The organism is Vibrio sp. NFR (assembly GCF_027587095.1).
Lineage (GTDB): Bacteria > Pseudomonadota > Gammaproteobacteria > Enterobacterales > Vibrionaceae > Vibrio > Vibrio harveyi.
In genome coordinates, this window is the sequence record NZ_JAPPTN010000001.1 from 642702 (window position 1) to 668106 (window position 25405).

The 25405-nt window shown below is 45.2% G+C and carries 21 protein-coding genes; 12 read left to right on the forward strand and 9 right to left on the reverse strand.

Annotated elements, in window-relative coordinates; all coding sequences use genetic code 11:
• Positions 1-61 precede the first annotated feature (61 nt).
• The 3 genes from cydC to trxB form a co-directional block, all read right to left on the reverse strand.
• Complete coding sequence (gene cydC / locus OH463_RS02855) at positions 62-1783, reverse strand: heme ABC transporter ATP-binding protein/permease CydC (RefSeq protein ID WP_269990452.1); 1722 nt, start codon at positions 1781-1783, stop codon at positions 62-64.
• A complete protein-coding gene (cydD, locus tag OH463_RS02860) occupies positions 1776-3563 on the reverse strand; it encodes a heme ABC transporter permease/ATP-binding protein CydD (protein ID WP_252044996.1) in 1788 nt (595 codons plus the stop codon). Before cydD ends, cydC begins: the two co-directional genes overlap by 8 nt.
• Before the next feature lie 103 nt (positions 3564-3666).
• Positions 3667-4626 (reverse strand): thioredoxin-disulfide reductase, encoded by a 960-nt coding sequence (gene trxB / locus OH463_RS02865; RefSeq protein ID WP_005444498.1) that lies wholly within the window; start codon positions 4624-4626, stop codon positions 3667-3669.
• A 368-nt stretch (positions 4627-4994) separates the two neighbouring features.
• On the opposite strand from trxB, the gene OH463_RS02870 reads away from it, so the two are divergent.
• Entirely contained in the window at positions 4995-5654 is a 660-nt protein-coding gene (locus OH463_RS02870; RefSeq protein WP_005444497.1) for a 2OG-Fe dioxygenase family protein, read from the forward strand.
• A complete protein-coding gene (locus OH463_RS02875; protein ID WP_269990453.1) occupies positions 5638-6873 on the forward strand; it encodes a cysteine desulfurase-like protein in 1236 nt (411 codons plus the stop codon). Before OH463_RS02870 ends, OH463_RS02875 begins: the two co-directional genes overlap by 17 nt.
• Positions 6874-6952: 79 nt before the next feature.
• Here OH463_RS02875 and OH463_RS02880 read toward each other — a convergent pair whose 3' ends face one another.
• Positions 6953-7777, reverse strand: a complete 825-nt coding sequence (locus tag OH463_RS02880) for a DUF2797 domain-containing protein (protein ID WP_269990454.1) — start codon at positions 7775-7777, stop codon at positions 6953-6955.
• A gap of 340 nt (positions 7778-8117) precedes the next feature.
• On the opposite strand from OH463_RS02880, the gene OH463_RS02885 reads away from it, so the two are divergent.
• Positions 8118-9455, forward strand: coding sequence for a GGDEF domain-containing protein (locus tag OH463_RS02885; protein ID WP_017188153.1), 1338 nt, complete (start codon positions 8118-8120; stop codon positions 9453-9455).
• A gap of 196 nt (positions 9456-9651) precedes the next feature.
• Here the strand turns inward: OH463_RS02885 and OH463_RS02890 are convergent, their stop codons facing one another.
• The 3 genes from OH463_RS02890 to OH463_RS02900 form a co-directional block, all read right to left on the reverse strand.
• Positions 9652-11022 (reverse strand): SLC13 family permease, encoded by a 1371-nt coding sequence (locus OH463_RS02890; protein ID WP_009698107.1) that lies wholly within the window; start codon positions 11020-11022, stop codon positions 9652-9654.
• 245 nt (positions 11023-11267) lie between these two features.
• Positions 11268-12002 (reverse strand): SanA/YdcF family protein, encoded by a 735-nt coding sequence (locus OH463_RS02895; protein ID WP_269990457.1) that lies wholly within the window; start codon positions 12000-12002, stop codon positions 11268-11270.
• 166 nt (positions 12003-12168) lie between these two features.
• Positions 12169-13857: an NAD-dependent malic enzyme gene (locus OH463_RS02900; RefSeq protein ID WP_005444490.1), complete on the reverse strand. Its 1689-nt coding sequence runs from the start codon at positions 13855-13857 to the stop codon at positions 12169-12171.
• Positions 13858-14085: 228 nt separating this feature from the next.
• Here OH463_RS02900 and OH463_RS02905 point away from each other — a divergent pair, with 228 nt between their 5' ends.
• The 4 genes from OH463_RS02905 (at position 14086) to OH463_RS02920 (ending at position 19762) form a co-directional block, all read left to right on the forward strand.
• Positions 14086-16440, forward strand: coding sequence for a helicase-related protein (locus tag OH463_RS02905; RefSeq protein WP_269990458.1), 2355 nt, complete (start codon positions 14086-14088; stop codon positions 16438-16440).
• 402 nt (positions 16441-16842) lie between these two features.
• Positions 16843-17220 carry a hypothetical protein gene (locus OH463_RS02910; RefSeq protein WP_005444488.1) on the forward strand — a complete coding sequence of 126 codons (378 nt, stop codon included), beginning with the start codon at positions 16843-16845 and terminating at the stop codon, positions 17218-17220.
• A 290-nt stretch (positions 17221-17510) separates the two neighbouring features.
• Entirely contained in the window at positions 17511-19187 is a 1677-nt protein-coding gene (locus tag OH463_RS02915) for an alkaline phosphatase D family protein (RefSeq protein ID WP_269990459.1), read from the forward strand.
• 215 nt (positions 19188-19402) lie between these two features.
• Positions 19403-19762, forward strand: a complete 360-nt coding sequence (locus OH463_RS02920; RefSeq protein ID WP_009701546.1) for a T6SS amidase immunity protein Tai4 family protein — start codon at positions 19403-19405, stop codon at positions 19760-19762.
• Positions 19763-19820: 58 nt separating this feature from the next.
• Here OH463_RS02920 and OH463_RS02925 read toward each other — a convergent pair whose 3' ends face one another.
• A complete protein-coding gene (locus tag OH463_RS02925) occupies positions 19821-20051 on the reverse strand; it encodes a PAS factor family protein (protein ID WP_009698104.1) in 231 nt (76 codons plus the stop codon).
• Positions 20052-20427: 376 nt separating this feature from the next.
• Entirely contained in the window at positions 20428-20892 is a 465-nt protein-coding gene (locus tag OH463_RS02930) for a DUF417 family protein (RefSeq protein WP_005444484.1), read from the reverse strand.
• A 128-nt stretch (positions 20893-21020) separates the two neighbouring features.
• On the opposite strand from OH463_RS02930, the gene OH463_RS02935 reads away from it, so the two are divergent.
• The 5 genes from OH463_RS02935 to OH463_RS02955 all read left to right on the forward strand — a co-directional run bounded on the left by OH463_RS02935 (position 21021) and on the right by OH463_RS02955 (position 25402).
• Positions 21021-21497 (forward strand): GNAT family N-acetyltransferase, encoded by a 477-nt coding sequence (locus OH463_RS02935; RefSeq protein ID WP_009698103.1) that lies wholly within the window; start codon positions 21021-21023, stop codon positions 21495-21497.
• Complete coding sequence (locus OH463_RS02940) at positions 21494-21973, forward strand: GNAT family N-acetyltransferase (protein WP_005444481.1); 480 nt, start codon at positions 21494-21496, stop codon at positions 21971-21973. The genes OH463_RS02935 and OH463_RS02940 overlap by 4 nt, the downstream gene beginning before the upstream one ends.
• A 209-nt stretch (positions 21974-22182) precedes the next feature.
• Positions 22183-23601 (forward strand): SLC13 family permease, encoded by a 1419-nt coding sequence (locus tag OH463_RS02945; protein WP_269990460.1) that lies wholly within the window; start codon positions 22183-22185, stop codon positions 23599-23601.
• A gap of 3 nt (positions 23602-23604) precedes the next feature.
• Positions 23605-24942, forward strand: a complete 1338-nt coding sequence (locus OH463_RS02950; RefSeq protein WP_009698101.1) for an ATP-binding protein — start codon at positions 23605-23607, stop codon at positions 24940-24942.
• Positions 24929-25402, forward strand: a complete 474-nt coding sequence (locus tag OH463_RS02955; RefSeq protein ID WP_053052743.1) for a response regulator — start codon at positions 24929-24931, stop codon at positions 25400-25402. The genes OH463_RS02950 and OH463_RS02955 overlap by 14 nt, the downstream gene beginning before the upstream one ends.
• The last annotated feature ends 3 nt before the right edge of the window (positions 25403-25405 follow it).

The window sequence follows — 25405 nt, forward strand, 5'->3', positions numbered from 1 at the left end:
TGTGATTGGTATAAAAAAGGGCTCATCAATGGATGAGCCCTTTGCTTATGTTAATTCCAGACTACAGAGATTGTAATAGTTGGTGGTAACGACCTTTTTCTGCAAGCAGTGCTTGGTGATTACCTTGTTCGATTATCTCGCCTTGTTCCATCAAACAGATGTTGTCCATGCTTTCCAACTCAATCAAACGGTGAGTAATGAATACGACCGTTTTATTGGTGAAGTGTTGCTTGAACAGTTCCATCACTGTTTGTTCAGTACGCTTGTCTAGACCTTCAGTTGGTTCATCAAGCAGTAGGATAGGAGCGTCACGCAATAGCGCGCGAGCAATACCGATACGACGCTTCTCACCACCAGACAGTTGACGACCGCCATCACCTAACCAAGCGTTCAAGCCTGGCTCTTCTAAGAGATTCGCCAAGTCCACTTTGGTCAGAATATCAGCTAGCTGCTCGTCCGTGGCTTCAGGGGCTGCAAGCAGCAGGTTGTCACGCAATGTGCCATTAAGAACATCAACACGTTGGCTTACTACTGTGATTGCCGCGCGCAGATCAGATTCACTCCAATCTTGCAGAGGTGCGCCACCGATGCTCACTTGACCTTGGTTTACATCCCAGTAGCGACAAAGCAATTGAATAAGTGTTGATTTACCTGAACCAGTTTGACCAACAATCGCCGTTTTCGAGCCCAGTGGCAGTGATAGCGTTAGATCTTTCAGTACTTTTTGCTGACCATCAGGGTAGGTGAAATCTACCTTACTGAACTCAATATCTAACGGCTTATCTTCGCGTTTAGAACGTTCAGGGAAGATAACGTCTGGTTCAGCTAGCGTGATTTCGTTTAATCGACGTGCTGAAGTCAGTGTTTGACCTAGGTATTGGAAAGCACCGGCGATTGGCATCAGAATTTCAAAGCTCGCCATGGTGGCAAATGCGAACAGCGCAATCCAAGGATCTGGCGCACGACCACCAACGCCATCCGCAGCAAACCACAGCATCGCAACGAGCGTTAAACCATTTGCTAGCATCAGCAGGCCAGACGCCATGCCCGTTAGGTTCGCGTTGACAAACTGGTTGGATAGCAGTTGTTTTTGCTTCTCAAGAATCACATTGCGGTAGCGCTCTTCTGCGCCGAATAAGCTTAGTTCGCTGTAACCTTGCAACCAGTCTAATGTTGCCACGCGTAGCTGTGCTTTATTTTGTGTCAGATGTTCGCCGTTATGCTTACCCAGTTTGTAGAACAGTACCGGCCACACTAACAGCATTACCGTTAGAATACCGCCAAGCAATAGGGCAAGACGCCAGTCAAAGAAAGCAAGCACTGCGGTTAGCGACAAGATGCCGAATACGCCAACAATCACAGGGCTGATAAGACGCAAATAAACATGATCCATTGCATCTACATCCGCCACTAGACGGTTTAGTAAGTCTGCATCACGCATAGTCGAAACACGACCGGGGATCAACGGCGCAAGCTTCTTGAAGAAGAAGATACGTAGATCCGTTAGTAGCTTGAAGGTTGCATTGTGGCTAACCACTCGTTCACCCCAACGACCTGCCGTACGTGCCATTGCCGCACCACGAACACCTGCGCCAGGCAACATGTAGTTAAAGGTCTCGCGAGCTATGGTCAATCCTGCCACAGCAGCAGCCGAAATAAACCAGCCTGATAAGGTTAGCAGACCAATGGAAGCGGCCAGTGTTAGGAAAGCCAGTAGCATACCCAGCGACAAACCAAACCAGTGCTTTTTATACAGTTTTAGATAAGGGAGTAAATCACGCATCTAAGTTCCCCTTGTCTGATTCACGTTGAGCTAGGTTGGCAGCCAACATTTCTTTAAATAAACCATCTTGAGATGCCAGAGTTTCGTAATCACCACGTTGGACAATTTGACCTTCTTGCATCACCAAAATCTGAGACACATTTTGCAGTGGTGCCAATTGGTGAGTGATCATCAAGTTAGTGGTGGATTCGGTGTATTTACCGATGCCTTCCATCACAAGTTTCTCGCTCCGAGCATCCAAGCTGGCGGTTGGCTCATCGAGTAACCAAAAACGCCCGTTTTGTAGCATCGCACGCGCAAGTGCAAGACGCTGTGCCTGACCAACAGATAGACCACCGGAGCGGTCAGAAATTTGGTAATCCAAGCCATGCATTTCAACAAACTCTGCGGCGTGAGAGTCGTTGAGTACTGAATGGACTTGTTGGTCTCGAATATCTTGCTTGCCCAAGGTGACGTTGTCACGAATGCTGCCGTGTAAAAGCATCGGGTTTTGCCCAATCCAACTGATGGCTTTTCGCCATGTAGACAAGTCCAGCTCAGATAATTCACAACCGTTAACTTTCAGACTGCCCTTGTATGGCATAAAACCAAGGATGGTGTTCACCAAGCTGGTTTTACCTGCACCACTAGGACCAACTAATGCCGTGCTTTGGTTGGCGTCTAAAGAGAAGGTTAGGGGACCGACGAGTTGTTTGCCTTCTGGACTGAAGATAACAAGGTCACTGGCTTCGATGTGAATCGCTGCGTTTTGCTCAACGACTTTATTGCCGTCTTTCACTTGGTCAACGTCTAGCTCTAAGAACTCAACGATGCTTTCTGCTGCACCGACTGCTTGCTGCTTCGCATGATAGAAAGTGCCTAGATCGCGCAGTGGTTGATAGAATTCAGGCGCAAGGATCAGAATAAACAAACCGGCGAAGAGGGTTACGCCAGCGCCGTAATAGCCGAAGTTCAGTTCACCGATGTAGCTGAAACCGAAGTATACCGCAGTAATCGCAATTGAAATCGAAGTGAAGAACTCAAGCACGGCAGAAGATAGAAAGGCAATCTTCAAGACATCCATCGTACGTGTACGGAAGACTTCTGATGCCCCTTTTAATGTCTCGGTTTCTGACTTAGTGCGATCGAACAAACGAATCGTTGTCATCGCTTGTAAGCGGTCGTAGAAATGCCCAGAAAGACGTTGTAGCGCTTTGAAGTTCTTGCGGTTTGCGTCAGCGGCTTTCATACCAACCAAGGCCATGAACATTGGGACCAATGGCGCAGTTACTAGGAAAATTAAACCCGCTGCCCAGTTAATAGGGAAGACCACCACCAGAATGATGAAAGGCACCAATACAGACAACGACATTTGTGGAAGGTAGCGAGAGAAGAAATCTTGCATATCTTCTACTTGCTCTAAAATCAGAGTTGCCCAACTGCCCGCTGGCTTGCCTTTGATGTAAGCAGGACCAAGTTGGTGGACTTTATCGAGAATCAGTTGACGAATATAAACGCGGATTTGTTCACCACAACGGTATCCCGCAATTTCGCGTCCCCAAGTACAGGCCGCGCGACCAACAACGGTGACACCTAATCCGACGAAGTGCCAAACAAGTTCACTTTTGTCGACATGCTCAATGATTAACTGGTGGAGAATGGAGGCGAGCAGGGCTGCTTGAGCCAATAAAAACACGCTTGATAGTACGCCTAGGCCTATCGCAACCATCAGCCAGCGCTTGGCTAACTTACTTTGTTGCTTAAGCCACTTATTCAAGCTGCTTTGCTTTTTCTTATCCATCGTGAAGGCTTAATGATAATTGTTTTAATGAGGCGGTAGTATACAAAAGAAAACCCAGCGGGAATACCGCTGGGCTTTAAGGATATGACACAAATGTGAAAAGTTATTTGTCAGTAAGTGCGTCTAGGAAACGTTCTGCATCCAGTGCAGCCATACAACCAGTACCTGCAGAGGTAATAGCTTGACGGTAGTTATGATCCATCACATCACCCGCTGCGAACACACCTTTAATGCTGGTTTGTGTTGCGTTTCCTTCAAGACCAGATTGAACGATGATGTAACCATCTTTCATGTCTACCTGACCTTCAAAGATCTGTGTATTTGGTTGGTGACCGATTGCGATGAATGCGCCCATTACTTCGAGATCTTCGGTCGCACCGCTGTTCACATCTTTGATACGAACGCCAGTAACGCCCATGTCGTCACCTAGCACTTCATCTAGAGTGCGATCAGTATGAAGAATGATGTTACCGCTTTCTACTTTATCCATCAGACGCTTCACGAGGATCTTTTCTGCGCGGAATGAGTCGCGACGGTGGATCAGGTGAACTTCAGAGGCAATGTTTGATAGGTAAAGCGCTTCTTCTACCGCTGTGTTACCACCACCCACTACCGCTACTTTTTGATTACGGTAGAAGAAACCATCACAGGTTGCACATGCCGATACACCACGACCTTTGAACGCTTCTTCAGATTCAAGACCTAGGTATTTTGCTGATGCGCCGGTAGAGATAATTAACGCATCACAAGTGTACTCACCAGAGTCACCTTTTAGACGGAATGGACGTTGAGACAATTCCACTTCGTTAATGTGATCGAACACGATTTCTGTTTCGAATCGTTCTGCGTGCTCTTTCATGCGTTCCATCAAACCAGGACCAGTAAGACCTTCTGCATCACCAGGCCAGTTTTCTACTTCTGTTGTGGTCGTTAGCTGACCACCTTGCTGCATTCCCGTCACAAGCACAGGGTTTAGATTGGCACGCGCTGCGTAGACTGCTGCGGTGTAACCTGCTGGACCAGAACCAAGAATTAATAGTTTACAGTGTTTTACGTCGCTCATTATGGCTCCATAGAGGGCTGAACATTTTCTCCGATTGTATGGAAATTCTTAGTGCTTTAAAAGCATAAACGAAAGGAGCCAACCGAATTATTGGTTATAGGTTAGAACTTGCTGATGTTTATCATCGAGTGTGCCATTCCAGAATAAAATTCTATTCATAGTGGAGAGTTCTAGTTTCAAATGTTGTGAATGCTCCGTCATGAATGTTTTGACTGATATTTAACAAAATATTAGATATGTCTGTTGTTTTTTCGTTTTTGTTGAAGCTATCAACGTCAAATTCTGGTAATTGCAGAATATTTGCGTATCCTAGAATGTAAATTAAATGTTAACTAAAACAAACTAGATGTGCCTCATTAAAGGAGCCAATGATGTTACATTCACGTGAGAACACCCTACATTTAACTCAGCTCAGCATGGCCGCGATTGAGCAACTTTCTCCTTCCTTTGAAGGACTACCTCGGACAGAACATGCCGATGGTCAGTATCGTTTACGCCGCTACTCCGTCGTGGGGTTTGAAAATGGTCAAGTGATTGATTTAAACAAGAACAGCTTTGTTCAGTCATCGGATATCAACCGCTTTCAAGGTGATGTCGTTCGTCAATTTGAGCCGATTGAGAAAGGTATTCTTTCAAGTGACGGCTTCCGTGAAATGTGCGCGTTATTTGTTAATGCTAATCACCTACCAGAAGGTCAGGAAATCGAAATTCACCAGATTCGAATCACAGCGATTTATGATGAAACTCAAGTTGCTCCCGAAGGCGTGCACCAAGATGGCTTTGACCATATCGCGCTTGTCGGCGTGGGACGTCACAACATCATGGGCGGGGACATCATGCTTTACAGCAGCCACAATCAAGCGCCTTTCTTCCGTAAAGTGCTGGAGAATGGGGAAGTAGCAATGCTGGCAGACAGCAAACTGTGGCACAACGCCGTTCCAATTCGCTCAGTGATTAATGATCAAGAAGGTCACATGGATGTATTTGTACTGACAGCGACGGACAAACGAAATGAACTTCAATCTTAATCAAATTCGAGAGCAGTTTCCGGCATTGGCGCAATACCATAACGACCGTCCAGTAACGTTTTTTGATGGTCCTGGCGGTTCACAGGTACCGCAGTCGGTGTTAGACAGTATGATGAGTTACCTTGGGCATTTTAACTCCAATCTAGGTGGGCACTATTTCTCGAGTCAAGCGACGGTTGACGTTATGCAATCCGCTCGTGAGTCTGCGCAAGCACTGTTCAATGCACCTTCATCCGGTAATATCGTTTTTGGTGCCAATATGACGTCACTGACTTTCCAGTTAAGCCGTGCGATCAGTCGCGATTGGAAAGAGGGAGATGAAATCATTGTCTCGGCATTAGATCACTACTCCAATGTATCGAGCTGGCAGCAAGCCGCAGAAGACAAAGGCGTCATTGTTCACCAAGTGAGAATCAACGAACATGACTGTACGTTAGATCTAGAACATCTGCAAAGTCTGCTGAGCGAAAAAACTCGCTTAGTCGCTGTGACTTACGCATCGAATACCACCGGCTCAATTGTCGATATTCATCAAGTGGTAGAACTGGCGCATCGCATTGGTGCTCAGGTTTATGTGGATGCTGTTCATTATGCGCCGCACCACTTAGTCGATGTGCAAGCTATAGGGTGTGATTTCTTGGCGTGTTCCGCATATAAGTTTTTTGGACCACATGTCGGTATCGCTTACATTGCTGACCAATGGTTGCACAGTATCAAACCGTATAAAGTGGAACCTGCAACGAATATTGGACCAGGACGCTTCGAAACAGGAACGCAGAGTTTTGAAGGTTTAGCAGGCGTGACTGCTGCTATCGAATACTTAGCGCAATTTGGTGATGAAGGTGCATCACTTCGTCAGCGTTTAGAGCAAAGCTACGCGTTATATAATCAGCATGAACAGCAATTAAGTGCGCATTTCTTACAGCGTCTGAGTGCGCTTGATGGGGTGAATCTGTTTGGTATTAACGATGAAAGTAGCCAACTGAGGACACCCACGTTTGCTCTTACGTTTGATAAATACGCTCCAGAGTTCATTGCTAAAACGTTGGGTGAGCACAATATCTGCGTTTGGAACGGGCACTTCTATGCACTCGGGTTGGTTCGCCAATTGGGGCTCGAAGAATCTGGTGGCGTGGTGCGAATTGGTTGTATGCACTACAACACCACAGCTGAGATCGATATGTTATTTGATGTGTTAGAGAGCATACTCGACGCGTAAGAATCGAAAACTCAAAGAACAAAAAGCTCGGGCACTTGGCTCGAGCTTTTTCGTTTCTCTAAATTCAATTAATCGAGGCTTATTCGCTCACTTCAATCTCATACGAAGTAAATTTACGTACGTTAATCACCCCAGTATCAAAGATTAGGTATTGACCTTTAATGCCTTGTAGCGTGCCAGTGACGACAGGGTTCTTATCAAAGTTGTGTGAGGTGATTTTTGTTGGATGTTGCTGAACTGGGTAGCTCAGGGAAGTGATGTTCTCACTTAATACTTCAATAGCATCATCACCGTATTGTTGCTTAATCTCAGCAATTTTATCTTCCACCAATGGCAGCAGCTCAGCGAAACGCTCTTGTAGCTCAATTGGTTCTCCATCACCTTTTAATAGAGTACGCCAATTCGTCTTATCGGCAATGTGTTTCGCTAACTCTACTTCAATCAGACCAGAGATATGACGGGTTTTCACCTTGAAGATCGGTAGGCCTTGCGTCGCACCCTGATCGATCCAGCGGGTTGGGATTTGAGTATGACGTGTGATACCAACTTTCAAGCTTGACGTATTCGACAGGTAAACGAAGTGGTCTACCATGCAATTATCTTCACCCCATTGAGGTTCACGGCAGGTGCCTTGCTCGTAGTGACAAGTTTCTGGCTTCATGATGCACATGTCGCAACTCGCTAACTTTTTCATACAAACAAAACAGTGGCCTTGAGAATAGCTTTTTTTAGTTTTCTTACCGCAAGAGCAGCAGTAAATGTTGCCAGTGTGAGTCAAGGTAAGTGTTTGACCAAGAAACGGACTTAGATCCACTTCTTCCTCACCGACAGGTAAACGGTAACTTACGGCACCGTCTAGAGAAGCACGCATCTTACTTAGCGTACCAGTAGCAATTATTGACATGACATTACTCATTATTGTGTTTTTGCACAGTATATACCGAACCGGGCTCGATAGGCAGGAAGAGGGAGCGAAGTTGCGGGATTTGAGTGTTCTTTGTTGGTTTTTTAATCGATGTGCTCTATTAGGGTTTGAAGTGCTTCGCACAAGCACTTAAATGAAAATACACAGGCTACTTTGGAGCAAGATCATGTTGTATAACCATATGTAATGTATCAATAGTGAGAATTTGAGTTAAAAATCACTTTTTGGCTTGATAAATAACTTTATTTGAAAAGTGAAATAACATTCAGTACATTGGTCGATATAAACAGAATGATACTCAGTAACTAGGTTGGTCGTGATGAAATGGATACATAGATTAATTTTTGCATTATCGATATGCACCATCAGTTTGGTGGCGTTATATAGCTTGCTTGGTGACACCCGCAAACTTGAAGTTACACCAGATAAGTTCAATATCCATGTAACCAATGACGCTATTGCGGGCGGTCTGAGTGAGTCAGATATTACCTATCAAAACCACAGTTTGACTTTAAATTGTGATCTCAAAGAGAGTAAGTACGCATGGCCATACTGTGGAATTTCCGTGTACACCGATGTAAAAGAAGCAACCAAGGGGTTGGATCTTTCTAGTTACCACACGGTCCGTTTGAAGATCCGTTACGAGGCTGCAGGTGATGGGCAAAGCCCAAGCAAAAATCTACGTTTGTATTTAAGAAACTTTAACTCTGCCTACTCAATACCAACGGATGAATACACCATTAAATACAATGGTATGCAGTTTTCTCCTTCCGATTTCAGTGAGATTATTGAGATCCCAATTAAGAACCTTCAAGTTATGACATGGTGGTTGAATGACAATGATGTTGCTATTGAGCACTCTGCTCCGGAGTTTTCTAACATTACACGCATTGATTTAGCGACAGGTGCAGGTGCGGCGCTTGGTAAACATAAGATCGTGATCGACAAAATTGAGTTTGAAGGTGCGTACGTCCAGCAATCAACGCTGTTGTTTGTTTTATTGTTCTCCTGGATGGCATTAGGTTTGGCATTTTCACTGCACGAGATGCGAAAGAACAAAATGGCTTACAACAAAGCGAAAAAACGTCATCGTCATCTAGAGAAAGTTAACAACACGTTACGTGCGCAAAATTATGAATTCGCTGAACTGGCGCACCGTGATGCATTGACTGGAGCGATGAACCGTCATGCGGTACAAAGTTGGCTAGAACAGCAAGCTCGACAGGTTCGATGGGGGCACGACTCATTTTCCATTTTGTATATGGACTTAGATAAATTCAAACGTGTGAACGACAAGTACGGTCACCAGATGGGTGATGATATTCTGCGTGAGTTCGTCATGGTAATCTCAAGTTCGATTCAACCCGAAGATCGCCTGGTTCGATGGGGTGGGGAAGAGTTTGTGGTTTTTTGCCCAGACACCAATGTGGAACAAGCGGTGAAAAAAGCAGAAGTCATAAGACAGAATGTTGAAAGTCACTTGTGGGTTCATGGTGAACCTTTGACGTGCAGTATCGGTGTCGCTCAGATGCAAAATGAACGAGTCTCTGAGACGATGGCTCGTGCAGACGAAGTGCTCTACTTAGCTAAGCGCAATGGTCGCAACCGAATCGAAGTGAATTACGGCATGCAAATGAAGTCAGATGTGGCGTCTTAAATCCAGCCTTAGACAGAGAAATACAGAGAAGAAAAAAGGTGGCCGACCGACCACCAAAAGGGAAACTGCTGAACATGACTATGGGGTAGTAGCTAGGTATTCATATGATTACCGAGAACAGCAGCTGTAGTGCTAGACTTTGACGACAGAGAGCTGCGCATGATGTAGCTCTCTGCGTTTTTCCAGAACCTCGTTGTTACCAGAACAACCAAGCGAACAGCGTTAGTGCACCAATACATGCGATGTTCAGAACCATACCAATTCGCATCATTTCTTTCTGTTTAATATGACCCGTCGCAAAAACAATAGCATTTGGTGGTGTTGCTACTGGAAGCATGAAGGCACAAGACGCAGCAACAGCGATTAGCGCAGATAGAATCACTGGCGATAGACCAAGAGCCTCAGCAATGGTTGCAAATACAGGCACCAACAGTGCAGCACTCGCCGTGTTACTTGCAAACTCAGTTAAGAAAACGACGAATGCGACAACGGCTAAGATAGTCAGTAGCACGCCTGCTTGCTCTAGGAATCCAGCTAGACCATTTGCTAGGAATACGCTTGTTCCTGTCGCTTTAAGCACATTGCTCAGACAGATACCACCGCCGAACAAGATCAGTACGCCCCAATCGGTGGTTTTCTCAATATCTTTCCATTCCACTGCTCGTGACGCACCAAGCAAAAGAATTGCACCGATTGCCACTAAGGTATCGAATTTAGCAAAGCCACCTAGCATCGCGTTGATTGGTTTGCTGAAAATCCACAAAGTAACCGTCAATAGGAAGATGGCTAGCGTGATCATTTTGCCGTTTGTCCACTCAACAGGCTGGTGGTCAAGTTCGAACTTGTGGCTCAAATCAGGCTTAGTCATGGTGTAAAGGACCAAGATAGCGATAGGCATGAGAATCAATGAAATTGGTAAACCTAGTTCCATCCACTCTGTAAAACTCAAACCGACTTCTGCCGCTGCGATAGCGTTCGGTGGGCTACCAACTAGCGTTGCAATGCCACCAATAGAGGCGCTGTAAGCAATGCCCAGTAGAACGAACAAGTAGGTACTGTGACTTTTCTTCGCATCCAGTTTGCTCATTACACCTAGAACCAATGGCAACATCATGGCTGTGGTTGCGGTGTTTGAAATCCACATTGAAAGACCGGCACTAACACCAAACAACATAAACACAGCAACTGACATCTTACCGCGTGCGATGAGCAACACTTTATCGGCGATGGCTTGATCGAGCTTTTGTTTATGAAGGGCAGCGGCAAGAGCAAATCCACCCAAGAACAAGAAGATGATCGAGTTAGAGAAGTTGTTCAGTGCGGCTTGCGTATTAAAGACCCCTAAAAATACCGCGAGTAGCGGGATCAAAAGGGCCGTGATGCTCACATGGATTGCTTCCGTTAACCAAAGTACAGCTACGAAAATCAAAATACACAAGCCAGTTACGACTTGAGGATCAAAGGGTAGGGTGTTGAACAATATAGCGAACAGCAGGACATTAGACGTTAATATCATGCTGTTGCGAGTGAAGAACCAGTTCTTCAATGTCACAGCGAGTGCGGTCATGGTTGTGCTCCTTTTGCATTGCCTTAGTGTTGGTTTTTTATGGCAAAGTAACTGACTTGTAGTTATTTATTGATTAAATGTTACTGCGAATGCGAAAGGTAATTTTGTCTGAATCGACGGTCGAGCAAGAAAGTGTGAGGTTGGGAATTAGAAATGGGTAGAAAGCTACCCATTTACTTTTAATGAATTGTTATCGGTGTGTAATGCATGGCTGAGTGGTTGAAATAAACGACATCTCATAGAGTTTACTGCATAGGGATATTACGTTCGTTATCGATGGTTTCTGGTACCTCTTCTACGGCAACGATTGGCTCTTGAGGACCAAGAAAGCGCGGTTGAGTATGCATTACGTACAGATCTAAGAATGCTTTTACACGAGCCATAAGTTCACGAGTGCGCATGTTGAGTTTTTGCTTGCTTGCCGTTGGACCTGCTACTGCCAAACATTGCGCGTCGATATTGTATGCATCGGCAATGAAAAGAGCACGCTCACAGTGGAATCGCTGTGTGACAATTAGGAAGCGCTCAGAGGCAAAAATCTTCTTTGCTCGAACAATCGAATCCAAAGTACGAAATCCTGCGTAATCGAGATGGATGACCTCCTCCGGCACACCAGCTTTCAGTAAGTCTCGTTTCATTGTCCAAGGTTCATTGTAAGAGCGGTGAGCGTTATCCCCACTCAACAAAAATTGCTTCACTTTGCCTTGTTTGTACAACTCAATAGCCGCATTGATTCGGTGTGTGTAATAGGTGTTGAGCACCTTACCAATGTATTTACTGGTACCAAGAACAACGGCGACTTCATGCTGAGGTACTTGCTCGTAGTCGGTAAAAATTTGTTCTTGTGCTTGTAGCACAACCCAACGGTCTATGGCGATAACGGTGACGAGGAGACCGATTAAAGAGATCGACAAAACCAAAGCCAGACGCTTCCATGAGAATTTAAGCTTCCACTTTGACTTTATGCGGGAAAACAGCAAAACGTTCGATGTCCTTATTTCAATGTGTATCCCTCATCATATCTGATAGAAATGAAAAGAGAGAAGCCCATTTATGCCAAAATACGGTTAGGATGAGAAAAAAAAGCATAAAAAACAAAAGCCCCCGCAATGCGAGGGCTAATTATTATACAAAGCGTAGCAAAATTTAGAATGCTGTGCGTTTGTAACGGCGATAAACAGGCTGCCAGAACGCTTGGTCAATGGCATCGTTTAACGCTTCATCGGTGATTTCTAGCGCAACGCCTTGCTCAATTGCTTTCTTCGCAACAGCGAATGCAATCTTCTTCGATACCAAGTGAATTTCTTCTAGTGGTGGAAGTAGGGCACCGTTGCCGTTGATAGCTAATGGCGAACATGTTGCCAACGCTCGGCTTGATTCCATCAGCATTTCATCGGTTACACGTTTCGCATTCACCGCCAGAACACCAAGGCCAATACCTGGGAAAATGTAGCTGTTGTTACATTGTGCGATAGGGTAAGAACGACCTTCATGAACCACTGGCTCGAATGGGCTACCTGTTGCAACCAATGCTTCGCCGTTTGTCCAACGAATGATGTCGTTTGGCGTTGCTTCTACACGGCTAGTTGGGTTCGACAATGGGAACACGATCGGACGCTTACAGTGTTTGTGCATCTCTTTGATTACTTCTTCACTGAACAGACCCGGAGCACCCGATACACCGATCAGCACTGTTGGTTTCGCGTTGTGCATCACATCAAGAAGTGAGAAGCCATTTCCTTCATTTTCCCACTCTTTTGTGTTGTCGAACTTCTGAACCAAGCGTTGCTGGAAATCAAGAAGATTAGGCATACCCTCTTGCAATAGACCCCAACGGTCAACCATGTAAACTTGCGAACGCGCTTTCTTATCAGAAATCCCTTCCGACACCATTTGTGCGATTATCGCTTCGGCGATACCACAACCTGCTGAACCTGCACCCAAGAAAGTAATACGTTGATCTGAAAGCTTAGTGCCTGCCGCTTTACATGCTGCTAGTAGAGAGCCTACCGTTACCGCAGCTGTACCTTGAATGTCATCGTTGAAACAACAGATGCGATCTTTGTAGCGCTCTAGAAGCGGCATTGCGTTTTTCTGTGCAAAGTCTTCGAACTGGATTAGCGCATCAGGCCAACGACGTTGTACTGCTTGGATAAACTCTTCAACAAACGCATCGTAATCTGGACCCGTGATACGAGGATGACGCCAGCCCATGTACATTGGGTCTGCTAGACGTTGCGGGTTGTTAGTACCTACATCCAGTACGATTGGTAGCGTGTACGCAGGGCTGATACCACCACACGCCGTGTATAAAGAAAGTTTACCGATTGGAATGCCCATGCCGCCGATACCTTGGTCACCCAAGCCCAAGATTCGTTCGCCATCAGTCACTACGATAACTTTAACGTTGTGGTTGGCTGCGTTGTTTAGCAGATCATCGATACGATCGCGGTTCGGGTATGAGATAAATAGACCACGACCACGACGGTAGATATTTGAGAAGTTCTCACACGCTGCACCAACAGTTGGTGTGTAGATGATAGGCATCATCTCTGAAATGTGGTTTTGAACTAGTCGGTAGTATAGCGTTTCGTTTGTATCTTGGATGTTGCGCAGGTAAATGTGCTTATCCATGTCGCTTTCAAAGCTTTTGTACTGTTGGTACGCACGCTCTACCTGTTCTTGGATCGTTTCAGTTGTCTCTGGTAGAAGACCTTCCAAGTTAAATGAACTACGTTCTTCTGCAGAGAACGCACTGCCCTTGTTCAATAGAGGAGTCGCTAAAAGAGCCGGACCCGCATATGGGATATAGAGTGGGCGCTTGTCGTTGTTCATTGGGTGCCTTAAATGTAGGGTTGAAGGATGCGTGCAAAATTCTAACGGGTTCACTATTTAGTTGTAAACATTCGTTGATGTACATCAACGTAATGTCGCAAAAAAATTCAGTTCCCGACGAAAATATCGTCACTGGAAAGAAAACATAACCATGAAATCGATTCCTAAAGCAGGAATTTCTCACTCAGGTATAATGCCCCGTAATCCATTATCACGTTCTTATTTGTTATGTCTCAATTGCCTATCGATAGCTTACAAGCTGAATTTGACCAACTCGTGAATCACCACCATTTGGTGGTAGAAGCCGAAACGGGCTCTGGTAAATCTACGCGTTTACCGCTTTGGTCTGCTAATCATGGTCGAGTATTGGTCATTGAGCCGCGTCGAATCGCATGTACGTCATTGGCAGAGTTTCTTGCTGATCAATCTGGTCAACCGTTAGGGAAGCAGATTGGTTACGCGATTAAGCTTCACGCTCACTATGATGAAAACACCAAAGTCGTGTTTGTGACGCCTGGTGTTGCACTACGTTGGTTCGCAGAAGACAAGCTTGCTAGCTTCGATATCGTGATGGTGGACGAATTTCATGAGCGTCGCTGGGACATTGATCTCCTTACGGCGATTTTAAAGCAAGAAAAGCAACACCGCTTGATCGTGACGTCAGCAACCTTAGAAGGTGAAAAACTGGCGAACTATTTGGATGCCAAACGGCTGCGATCGGAAGGTCGTTGTTTTCCTGTTACCGTTACCCATCGTTCACTGGATAGCCGTTACTTGCCGAACAAAAAAGGTTGCGAGAATGATGTCGTTCGAACAGTGAAGGAGGCGCTGGAAGACGAAGAGGGCGATATTCTCGTTTTCTTACCGGGTCGCAAAGAAATTACTCAATGCGCACAAATGCTGCAAAACATCAATGACGTAATGATTGTGAAGCTGCATGCTTCGGTGAGTGATGAAGAGCGACACCATGCGTTAACGGTACAAAATCAACGCAAAGTGGTTTTAGCGACCAACGTGGCGGAAACCTCGCTGACCATTCCCAATATCCGCGTGGTGATCGACAGTGGTTTGGAACGCAGAACGGTGCAACGAAACGGACGCACAGCTCTGACATTAACTCATATCTCCAAAGCCAGTGCCGCTCAGCGAATGGGGCGTGCTGGTCGTGTTGCAGAAGGGGCGTGTATTTGTCTGTTTGGTGAACATGCGCCATTAGAATTGGTTACCCCACCCGAATTACATCGTGAAGAACTTGTGGAGCCTATGCTTGCGGCTGCTTGTTGCGGCTATAGACTTTCCGAACTTCAATTTCTTGATGCGTTACCTGAAAAATCGCTGCTCTCCGCGAGCCAAACCTTGCGAGGTATGGAAGCGATAGACCAACAAGGTGATGTCACCGAGCATGGTAAAAAAGTTTACCCCTTACCTATTGACGCATTGTTTGCTGATTTAGTCACTCGTATGCAAACCAAATCAGAAAAAGAAGCGATGATCGACTTAGCTGCCGCACTCTCTGTTCCAGCTCAGTTGTATCAATTGCAAGGCGGTGAGTCTGCCGAAGCCCTAGCGCAAGCAGAACCATTTGGTTGTGATGCATCGCTGATGATTCGCTTGGTGAGAGGAGAGCAACTTCCCGGCGTTAATGTTGATGTGAGCGTACTTGAAGAAGCACAAGGCTTGGCGAAACAGATGCGAGAAGTGTTTGAATTGCCAGAACTTGACGTAGCATCGCGATACAAACGTGATGAACTGACTAAAGCAATCGCCAAGTTGCATCCTGAGCTGGTCTTTGTTCGTCGAGAACGACGCCGTGACGCTTTGGGCAATGGCTTGATGGAAATGGTGGTCGGTCGCAATAGCCGCTTCTCTGATAAAAGTGAGGCAGCATTGGTGCTCGATAGCCATAGTGTCCCCGGAAGAGGCGTAAAGCAGACGCTTAACCTTGCATCTGTGATGTTACCTGTTTCCTTGGCGCTGCTACGTGAATTAGAACTTGGCGAATGGCAGCAAGGCGAAACCAATTATGAAGAAGAAGTCCCGCGCGCGACCATGCATTTGATCTATGCAGGGCGAACCATTTGTACTGAATACCAAGCACTTCAAGGAGAAGTGGCGGTTCAGTCTATTGTTGAGATGATTGATGAACAAGCGCTATTGCCGGGATTTGCGCCACTAAGAAAGCAACAAATTCAGCATTGGAAGATCTATAACGCTCTCGGGTTAAACCAAGCTCCTGTTGATAAAAGCATGCTTGATGATTTGTCTTTTTCTACTTGGCTGGTCGAACAGCTGGAAACGCTTGGTGTCGAAAGTGTAGAAGACATCGAACTGTTTGACGCGGATGATATCCCTTTCGAAGGTATTCCAGATTGGGAATATCAAGATTTTGCAGAACAGTTTCCACTTAAGCTGGTTTTAGCTGAACTAAAACTCGACGTAGAGTACTTTGTGTCACGTAAATTGGTTCATGTCATCTACACAGAAGGTAACCGGAAAGGTGACCCAAAACGCTGGGAGCTACCACGATGGTCAGGCTGGAAAGTGCAATATAAGAAAGCCAGCCGAGTGCTCGATGTAAAATAACCTAAACCGGAACAGTAAAGGCGGAATCGAACTAAGCGACACCTCGTACTTTAATGACATCTTAGGTCTGTATGTGCAGGGGTATCACGACTACGGAGAAACCTCGATAGATTATGACTAATCACAAACGCGAGTAGGACTCGATATTCGTCTTTTGAACGTAATAGTCGTCATCCACTGGTATGCCTTGGCACACCGTAGTTTTAGTTCGTCGTTTAAAATATTAATCAATTGAATGCTTATATATGGCGAAGCTGTACTCCATTTGTTACAAAGCTGGTTTTAATATTTCCTTTTGAGGTTAAATTAGGGCATAAAAGACCATTGTTTTATATCCTATTGCTATATCAAAGTAATTGAACGATATTTTGTATATCTCATTTCAGAGTGTCGAGGCATAGGATGGAGCAACAAGGAAAGACATGCATTGAATTCGACTACACAAGCTTCCTAGGGGCAACGGGAAGTAAGAAGTGGACCTTCTTGGAGGCATTCGCCACCATCGCTCCCATTTTTGGCTTGATGTGGAAACAGAACATCGCGGAGTTGAGCTTACCAGAGGATCGCCTTTGGGATGCTGCCTTAAAATCGATGTCTTCACGTCAGAGTGATGAATCCAATCTAGTGATGTTGGTGAAGCTAGCAAAACATGAAGGGATCCATGAATTACGTGTAGTTATGCCTTATTCGTTAGACTCAAAGCAGATTGAGTACATTGAATCTCGAAGCAAACTAAAAGTAGAAACTGCCGAGCAAGATGTGCTGAATTTGAGGCTCTAACACCCAAGGAACGATCCCCAAACACAAAAGCGACCTGTCAAAAGGTCGCTTTTTTTGTTTTACCTATCAGATTTATAAATACCTTAATGATTTGTTGGAAGTGTGATGAATATAGAGTATTTACACTTAAATTAACAAAAATGTAACATCAAGAAATGCAATTGTCATAACTACCTTCTAACTTAATGTTTTTTAGAGTAATTAGCCAAAGAAGCATAATGCGTCTATTGGCTGGTTAAATCGTGCAGGAACGAGCGCGTTAATAAAACACAATAACAAAGGAAGTTACTATGTCATTGTCTCGTCGAGATTTCATAAAAGCCGTCTCTTCAGGAGCCGTTGCAACAACACTTACCGCGTGTGGTAGCGATGATAGCGATGCGACTCCCACGGGATCATTCGAATACGGTGTGGCCAGCGGCGACCCGACCCAAACTCAAGTGATTATCTGGACTCGAGTGACCACCGCCGCCAGTTACGTGGATGTAACATGGCAGGTCTCAAGATCAGAAGATTTTTCAACCGTTGAGCAAAGCGGTACTTTCACCACGGACACCAGTCGAGACTTTACGGTTAAGGTGGATGTGCAAAACCTCAACCCGAGTACTCAGTATTACTACCGCTTCATGGTAGGCGAGACCACTAGCATCGTTGGGATGACACAAACTCTACCTGAAGGCAGCGTAGATAAAGCATCCATGGCTGTCGTGTCTTGCGCAAATTATCCCGCGGGTTATTTCAACGTTTATAAAGAGATTCTCAAACAGCATCAAACAGAGTCGTTCGATGTAGTTTTGCACCTCGGTGATTACATCTACGAATATGGCGCTGGTGGTTATGCCAGTGAAGATGCAGCTAGGTTGGGGCGTGAGCCAAGTAAAGGTACCGAATGCATTACTTTAGATGACTATCGAAAGCGCTATGCTCAATACCGTCAAGATCAAGATCTCCAAGCTTTGCATGCTGCATTGCCAATGATTGCGGTTTGGGATGACCATGAGCTCGCGAATGACGCATGGAAAAATGGTGCAGAAAACCATCAAGATAATGAAGGCAGTTTTGTCGACAGACGCGCCGCCGCTGCCGCAGCATGGACTGAGTGGTTGCCTGTTCGCGAGAATACCTTTTCGAATATGTTGATTTATCGTCAGTTCTCGTTTGGTGATTTGATCAACCTAATGATGCTCGATACTCGCTTAGTTGGGCGAGATCAGCCGTTGGACTACTTTTCGCTTAATGCACCGACAATGGATGCGATTGGTGGACTCGTAGCGCAATCACGCAGTGCTGATAGGGAGCTACTTGGTACTGAACAACTGGCTTGGTTAATGAATGCGTTTAACAGCCAAGACGCCAAATGGAATGTTCTTGGGCAGCAAGTTCTTATGTCGCGTATGGAGCTTCCGAGCTCGGTTATGTTAGCAATGTTTCAGTTATTCAATGCCACAGACGAGCAGAAAATGGATGCTCTTCTCGCGGTGAACAGTGCGATTTCAAATTACCTCGCTGATCCAAGCTCAGATACGACTAAGCTGCCATATAACCTCGATGCTTGGGATGGGTACTATGTTGAGCGAGAGCGAGTGTATGAGATTGCACGAGCGAGTGAAGGTCATTTTGTTTGCTTAGCTGGTGATACGCACAATGCATGGACCAGTGAGTTAAAGGATGTATCTAATAACCCTGTTGGTGTCGAGTTTGCGACAAGTTCGGTTAGCTCTCCGGGTTTAGAAGAATATTTAGCGTTAGAGCCCGTTGCCATCGCACAAATGGAGTACACATTGCCGCATTTGGTTTCTGAGTTGCAATGGACAGACATTAAACAGCGTGGCTTTATGCGTGTAACCTTTACACCAGAAAAAGCGCAATCTACTTGGTACATGCTCTCTAGTGTTAAAGATAAAAACTACCAAGTGACCAAAAAGATGGCATCAACAACAGATGGTGTCACGCTCGCTCTTGAATAGGGTTTCAACTCACTCTCCTTGAACGAACTCCTTAAACGTTAACCTTAAGCCAGCAAGGTCGTTGCTGGCTTGATTACATATGACGCCCTCACTCCCAATGAACAATCACTTTCCTCGAATGTGTCGCAAATTCCAAATGCTGGGTGCAATGAGACGTAAAGGTGCGTTAGGTTGCATCTAGCTTAAAGTTTAAACTTTTTGGATGAGACTCAAGGATGAAGACATTGAAAAATAGCGTCTGGTTAGGATGTGTCGGTTGGTTTTACAGTTTATTGGTAGGAGCAAGTCCGCTTGAAAATCACAGTAACGAGCAGTTGTTGACGAACTTTGCTCTTGCTTCGTGCATCGCCACGTTTTATCCAAAAACAGAAGTGGCAAAAGACGCGAAAGTGGCAATGCAGGGGTACGTAGAGTTTTCAGATCTATCGATAGAAGTGTTTGCAGGTATTCATGAACTCATTGACCGTAAAGCGGTAGAACAGTATCAAGCGAAAAGAGGAGGGACGGTAGAGCTCGCTTATTGCATCGACTTCTCACACTCAGAACAAGTCCAGCGACTCACGACTTCTGATTAAATCTCGGAAAGAAAAACGGCCCTTAGGGGAGTAGGGCCGTCACAGAACAAAAAGCAAATTAACGCTCAGGAGTCGTTAACAGTCTAATCGCGCTGTCTACTGCATTGTCTATTCCTTCACGGCTTTCCAGTTTCCCTGAACTCGCTGGGCCAAGAGCGCATGCATACAATGCAAGTTGCTTATCAAATGGCAGATCGAGTTGCTCATACAAGTTTTGGCGGATCTTTGCGTGGTGTTCAGGTTCTTGGTTAGCAAGGTTGACAAGCGTGTCATAAATAAGCGTTTTCATATAATTCCTTTTTTATTGCACGGGGTGCATATGGAGTGTATTCGATTACAAGCTAAATTTCAGACGCACCAATCACAGAAAAGCTGCCCAATGAAAATTTTCGAAGCGAAGTAACTATTTATCAGTAGTTATGTATGAGCCGAGATTAAATGTTTATTTAAATCAGCGTGATAGGGGAGGTATGATTCTTATAGATGATATTTAAGTTGGGAACTTCAAGGACTTCAAAGCGTACTTTTATTTGCACTTTAACAAGTTCGATTTTAAAGGATTAAAAAGGGAGCTGACATGGAAAACACTGCGTTGTATTACGCCTGATTAAAAGCGCCACTATCAAATGGCGCTCCTCTTCATTCACTTTAAAAGTGCCTGTTACTTAAGCGGCTGCCTTTGTAAACGAGCTCGGTTTATTCTTCTCAATCACACTGATTGAAATTGCTAGGAACAAAATATCTTTCACTAGGAAAAAGTTCGCGATTAGAACACCGTCGGAAACTTTCCATGTGTTTGGTGTCGTAACTAAGAAGCTCAGTGTAGCAAGAAAGATGACGCTAGCCGCAATACCAGACCAGTAGGCAACGGTTGGTTTTTTCAAACCGATGATCAATCCAAGTGCGACAATGATTTCTGTCAGACCAATGATATTAGAAACTGCTTGAACTGAGATGATGCTGTACAGCCAAGACATTGCTGGGTGATTAAGCACCAAAGGTTCAATTAGCTTGGCTTCTGTAGGGGTGAACTTATAAATACCTAGCCAGATAAGAACCAAGGCAACGCCAAATACGCCTAGGTAGTAGCCAAATTGAGTCGGTTTTTGGGTAACAGATGATGCATGCATAATAACTTCTCCTATAAAAGCATGATTTCAAATGACCGACGGTTGAATTATAAAATTCTTGAATTTATGGTTATATAAAATAACTAATGTCTATATAGGCAAGCTAAGCAAGAAAAGGAAAGGCTTAAATGGAATTTGTTCCCGTCGATTTATCTCGTCATTTGGATTTGTGCATTGCATTTCGACAAGACGCGTATGAGGTGAGTTTTGGTCATCAAAATGGGTTCGATACTCAAGAAATCACCTTGTGGTTCAAGTCGATAGTGGAAGATCCCGAAGCGGGTTTTTTTCATGTGATCAAAGATGACCAAATTATCGGGCAATTAGAGTGTCGGTATCCGGTAGCCGATGAAGAGGGTCATAGATTCGGATACATCAACCTGTTTTATTTGCTGCCGGAGTTTCGTCATCAAGGGCTGGGTAAGCAATTGCAAGATTTCCTATTCAAACGCTTTGTTGAAGAGGGCTGCGTATATGCAAGATTGCGTTATATTCCGGGTAATGATGCGGGAGAACGTTTCTACCTCAAGCATGGTTGGTACCCAGTAGGTGAGCCAGGTGTGCGAGGCCAATTAATGCAGTTCGATTTAATAGAAAAACTATGATTGTTATTCGTGATTTTCGTGAGCAAGATGCACCAATACTCTGGGCACTTTTCTATAACACGGTACGTAATGTTAACCGTCGAGACTACAACGAACAGCAACTGAAAGCGTGGGCGCCAGACGAGTTTGATTCAGAAATCTGGCTGCAGAAAATGATGGACATTCAACCCTTTGTCGCAGAGTTAGATGGGGTCATTGTGGGCTATAGTGATGTTCAATCAAGCGGGCTTGTCGACCACTTTTTCTGTCATCACGCATATCAAGGGCAGGGCGTTGGACGCGCACTAATGGCGCATGTATTCAAGCAAGCTAAAGAAAAAGGGCTGACACGGCTCTATTCGGAGGTGAGTATTACCGCTCGTCCTTTCTTTGAACACATGGGATTCTCTGTGCTTAAGGAACAACAAGTTGAGGTGCGTGGAGCGATACTGACGAACTATGTTATGGAGCGAGCGTATGATGGAAGCGCTGTGTGATCGATAAATATATTTCGCTCAATTAGTGAGCTTGAACACAGATACCGCATGTTTTCCGTCGTGAATAAGAGTTCATTGATCTAACACCAGAAACCCTCCTCTAAAGGGCGCGCATAATTTCTTCTCGGAGTGGCGAAAGGAAGCCAATAAAAACAGCTTCTTACGCTTGTTATCTCACGGTAAACCATCTCAGGAAGAGAAGTAGTACTATGCGCCCTTATCTCAAATACATCATCCCAACGGTGATCCCTTTGCTCGTTTTGCTGATGCCATTGTCAGCCTTTCCATTCGAAGGAATCACGATTATTCAGCAACGAGTGATTGCAATCTTCTTGCTCGCAGCGCTTTGCTGGGTATTTGAACCGATTCCAATTTATGCCACGTCGGTGGTGATCATCGTGCTTGAGCTGTTGCTCGTATCCAACAAGAGCATCATTTTCTTTAGGTTTGATGAAGGGCAGCCTCATTTTGGCGAGCTATTGCAATACAACGACATCATGGCGACCTTTGCTAGCCCAATCATTATGCTGTTTTTGGGCGGTTTCTTTCTTGCGATGGCCGCAACTAAATATCGCTTGGATGTGAACTTGGCGCGTGTGCTACTCAAGCCTTTTGGGCAAAACCCTAAATACGTGATGTTAGGTTTAATGCTGATCACGGCGATTTTTTCGATGTTTATGTCGAACACCGCGACAACCGCAATGATGTTGTCGATTCTAACGCCAGTGATTGCGGTGTTTGGTCCCAAAGACCCTGGGCGTATCGCGTTTGCTTTGTGTATTCCTGTTGCTGCAAACATTGGTGGCATCGGCACGCCAATTGGTACGCCTCCAAATGCGATTGCCTTGAAGTATCTCGTTGGTGATAACTTAATTACCTTCGGTGAGTGGATGGTCTTCGGTGTTCCTTTTGTGGTTGTGATGATGGCTCTTGCTTGGTTCTTAATCGGCTTTATGTATAAAGCAGAACAAACCACGATTGACCTCAATATTAAGAGCAAATTCCTAAAAACACCGAAAGCGATGATCGTTTATATCACCTTTGCAGGCACCATCTTACTTTGGTTGATGGGTTCTGCTCATGGCATGAACTCGTACACCGTCGCTTTAATTCCTGTCGCGGTATTCTCGCTAACTGGCATCATCAACAAAGAAGACTTGAAAAAAATCTCTTGGGATGTGCTTTGGCTCGTGTCTGGTGGTATTGCGCTTGGGCTTGCTCTGGATAAAACGGGTCTAGCTAAGCTGGTGGTGCATAGCATTCCGTTTGATGAACTCTCACCTTATGTTGTGTTGTTTGGTGCGGCGTTCTTATGTTTGGTGATGGCTAACTTTATGTCCCACACGGCGACGGCTAACTTGCTGATGCCTATTATGGCTGCGCTTGGTACATCTATGGCGTCCTTGACTCCGTTGGGCGGTGAAGTGACATTGATTCTAGTAGTGACTTTCGCAGCGTCATTAGGAATGTCTCTCCCAATCAGTACACCACCAAACGCATTGGCTCATGCAACTGGGCATGTACAAAGCAATCAAATGGCTCGTGTCGGCGTTGTGCTCGGTGTGGTTGGTGTGTTGTTGAGCTTCTTGATGGTGTGGATTCTTCACACGGTTGGACACATTGGTTAAGCCATGTACGAAAGTAAATTAGATACGCTGGTCGAGCGTTACTTCAATCATATCGAGCGTCGCATTACCGTAGCGGCAGGTTCGGTTTTGATTGAACAAGACGGTTACAACGAGCGACTCTATTACGTGTTATCAGGCGAGCTTGCTGGCTACTTTTCCGAAGACGGTAAAAAGCAAACCGAAGTGTTTTCTGCATCGAAAGGGGCATTTATCGGTGTGCACAGTTTCTTTTCAGGAACGTGGACCGCGTCGTCAACGGTGATAGCGCAAACGGATGTTGAGCTAGCGTGGATAGAGCGCAATACTCCGGCTGTGGAAGCGGGCAAATACGGACCATTAACGGCGCAGTTTATGCCTGTCATGGTCAATGAGCTGTCGCGCCGTCAACGTCGAGCGATGCAAGAAGCCTTAGCCAAAGAGAAAGCACTGCAAAAGCTGCACACCGCAGAGCAAATGACGACGTTAGGTCAACTTGCTGCAGGCATTGCGCATGAGCTTAATAATGCCATTGGGGTGGTGAGTAGTAAGTCGGAGCGTTTGGAATCCGTGATCATGGAATTACTTGAAGAAGTTCATCCGGAAGCAAGTCAGTTCTTTGATTTTGGTTTGATGCAAGGGCAAAAAGTTTCTTCCAGTGAGGCAAGAAAGCGGGGACGCCATTTCGAAAAATATTACGGTTTACCCAAAGAATTGGCTCGTGAACTCGCCCGTGCAGTGCCGACCGATTACCTAAATGAACATTGGTTAAAGCGACCAGAAGAAGCCATTCGTTACTGGCAAATGGGGCGTGATTTACACGACTTACGCATTGCCTCCAAGCACACTGTTGGCATCGTGAAATCGGTGAAACAGCTTGGTCGCACTGACATCGATAAAGAAGAAGGGCTTAGAGTCAATGACTCGATAAACCAAGCGCTTGCTTTGTTACAAAGCGATTTACGACGCGTAAGCGTGCGCTTTAGTCCTGCTGACTTGCCTTTGTTTGTTGGTTCACAAACGGAATTGGTGCAGATCTGGGTCAACATCCTAAAGAACGCATGTGATGCGATGAGAGAGACAGAATCACCCGCGATTGAGATCCAAACTCGTGTGAGTAAAAGCAAGATACTTGTGACCATCGCGAATAATGGTCCAGAGATTGATGAAGCGACACGCAGAAAGATTTTTCGACCAAACTTCACCACGAAAAAAGGTGGGTTGTCGTTTGGCTTAGGGTTGGGGCTGTCGATAGTGAAACGTATTGTGGCTGGTTACAACGGCTCAATTGCGGTGAAAAGCGACAGTGAGAAAACCATATTTAGAATTAAATTACCGGTAGAGGATGAACATGGACAAGCTTAATTTAATTTGCGTTGATGACCAGCGAGAGGTGTTAAGCGCGGTTCTGCAAGACTTACAGTCGTTAAGCCAATGGCTCAACATTGAAGATTGCGAGTCTGCCGATGAAGTTCTTGAGCTGATGGACGAATTGGATGCGGAAGGTGAGATGATTGCTCTCATTATTTCAGATCACGTCATGCCAGGGAAAACAGGTGTAGAGCTGTTAACGGAAATTTCCAAAGACAGTCGTTTTCTCCATACGCGAAAAGTACTGCTGACAGGACAAGCAACCCATACGGATACGATTAATGCGATTAACTCGGCAGGTATTGACCGTTACTTTGAAAAGCCATGGCAAGCGGAACAATTGGTCGAATGTGTCAGAAATTTGGTGACTAAATATATCTTTGATATGGGATTAGACTACACCGAATATCATGAGCACTTAGATCAAAATGTTGTGTTTGATCGCTTGAGATAAATC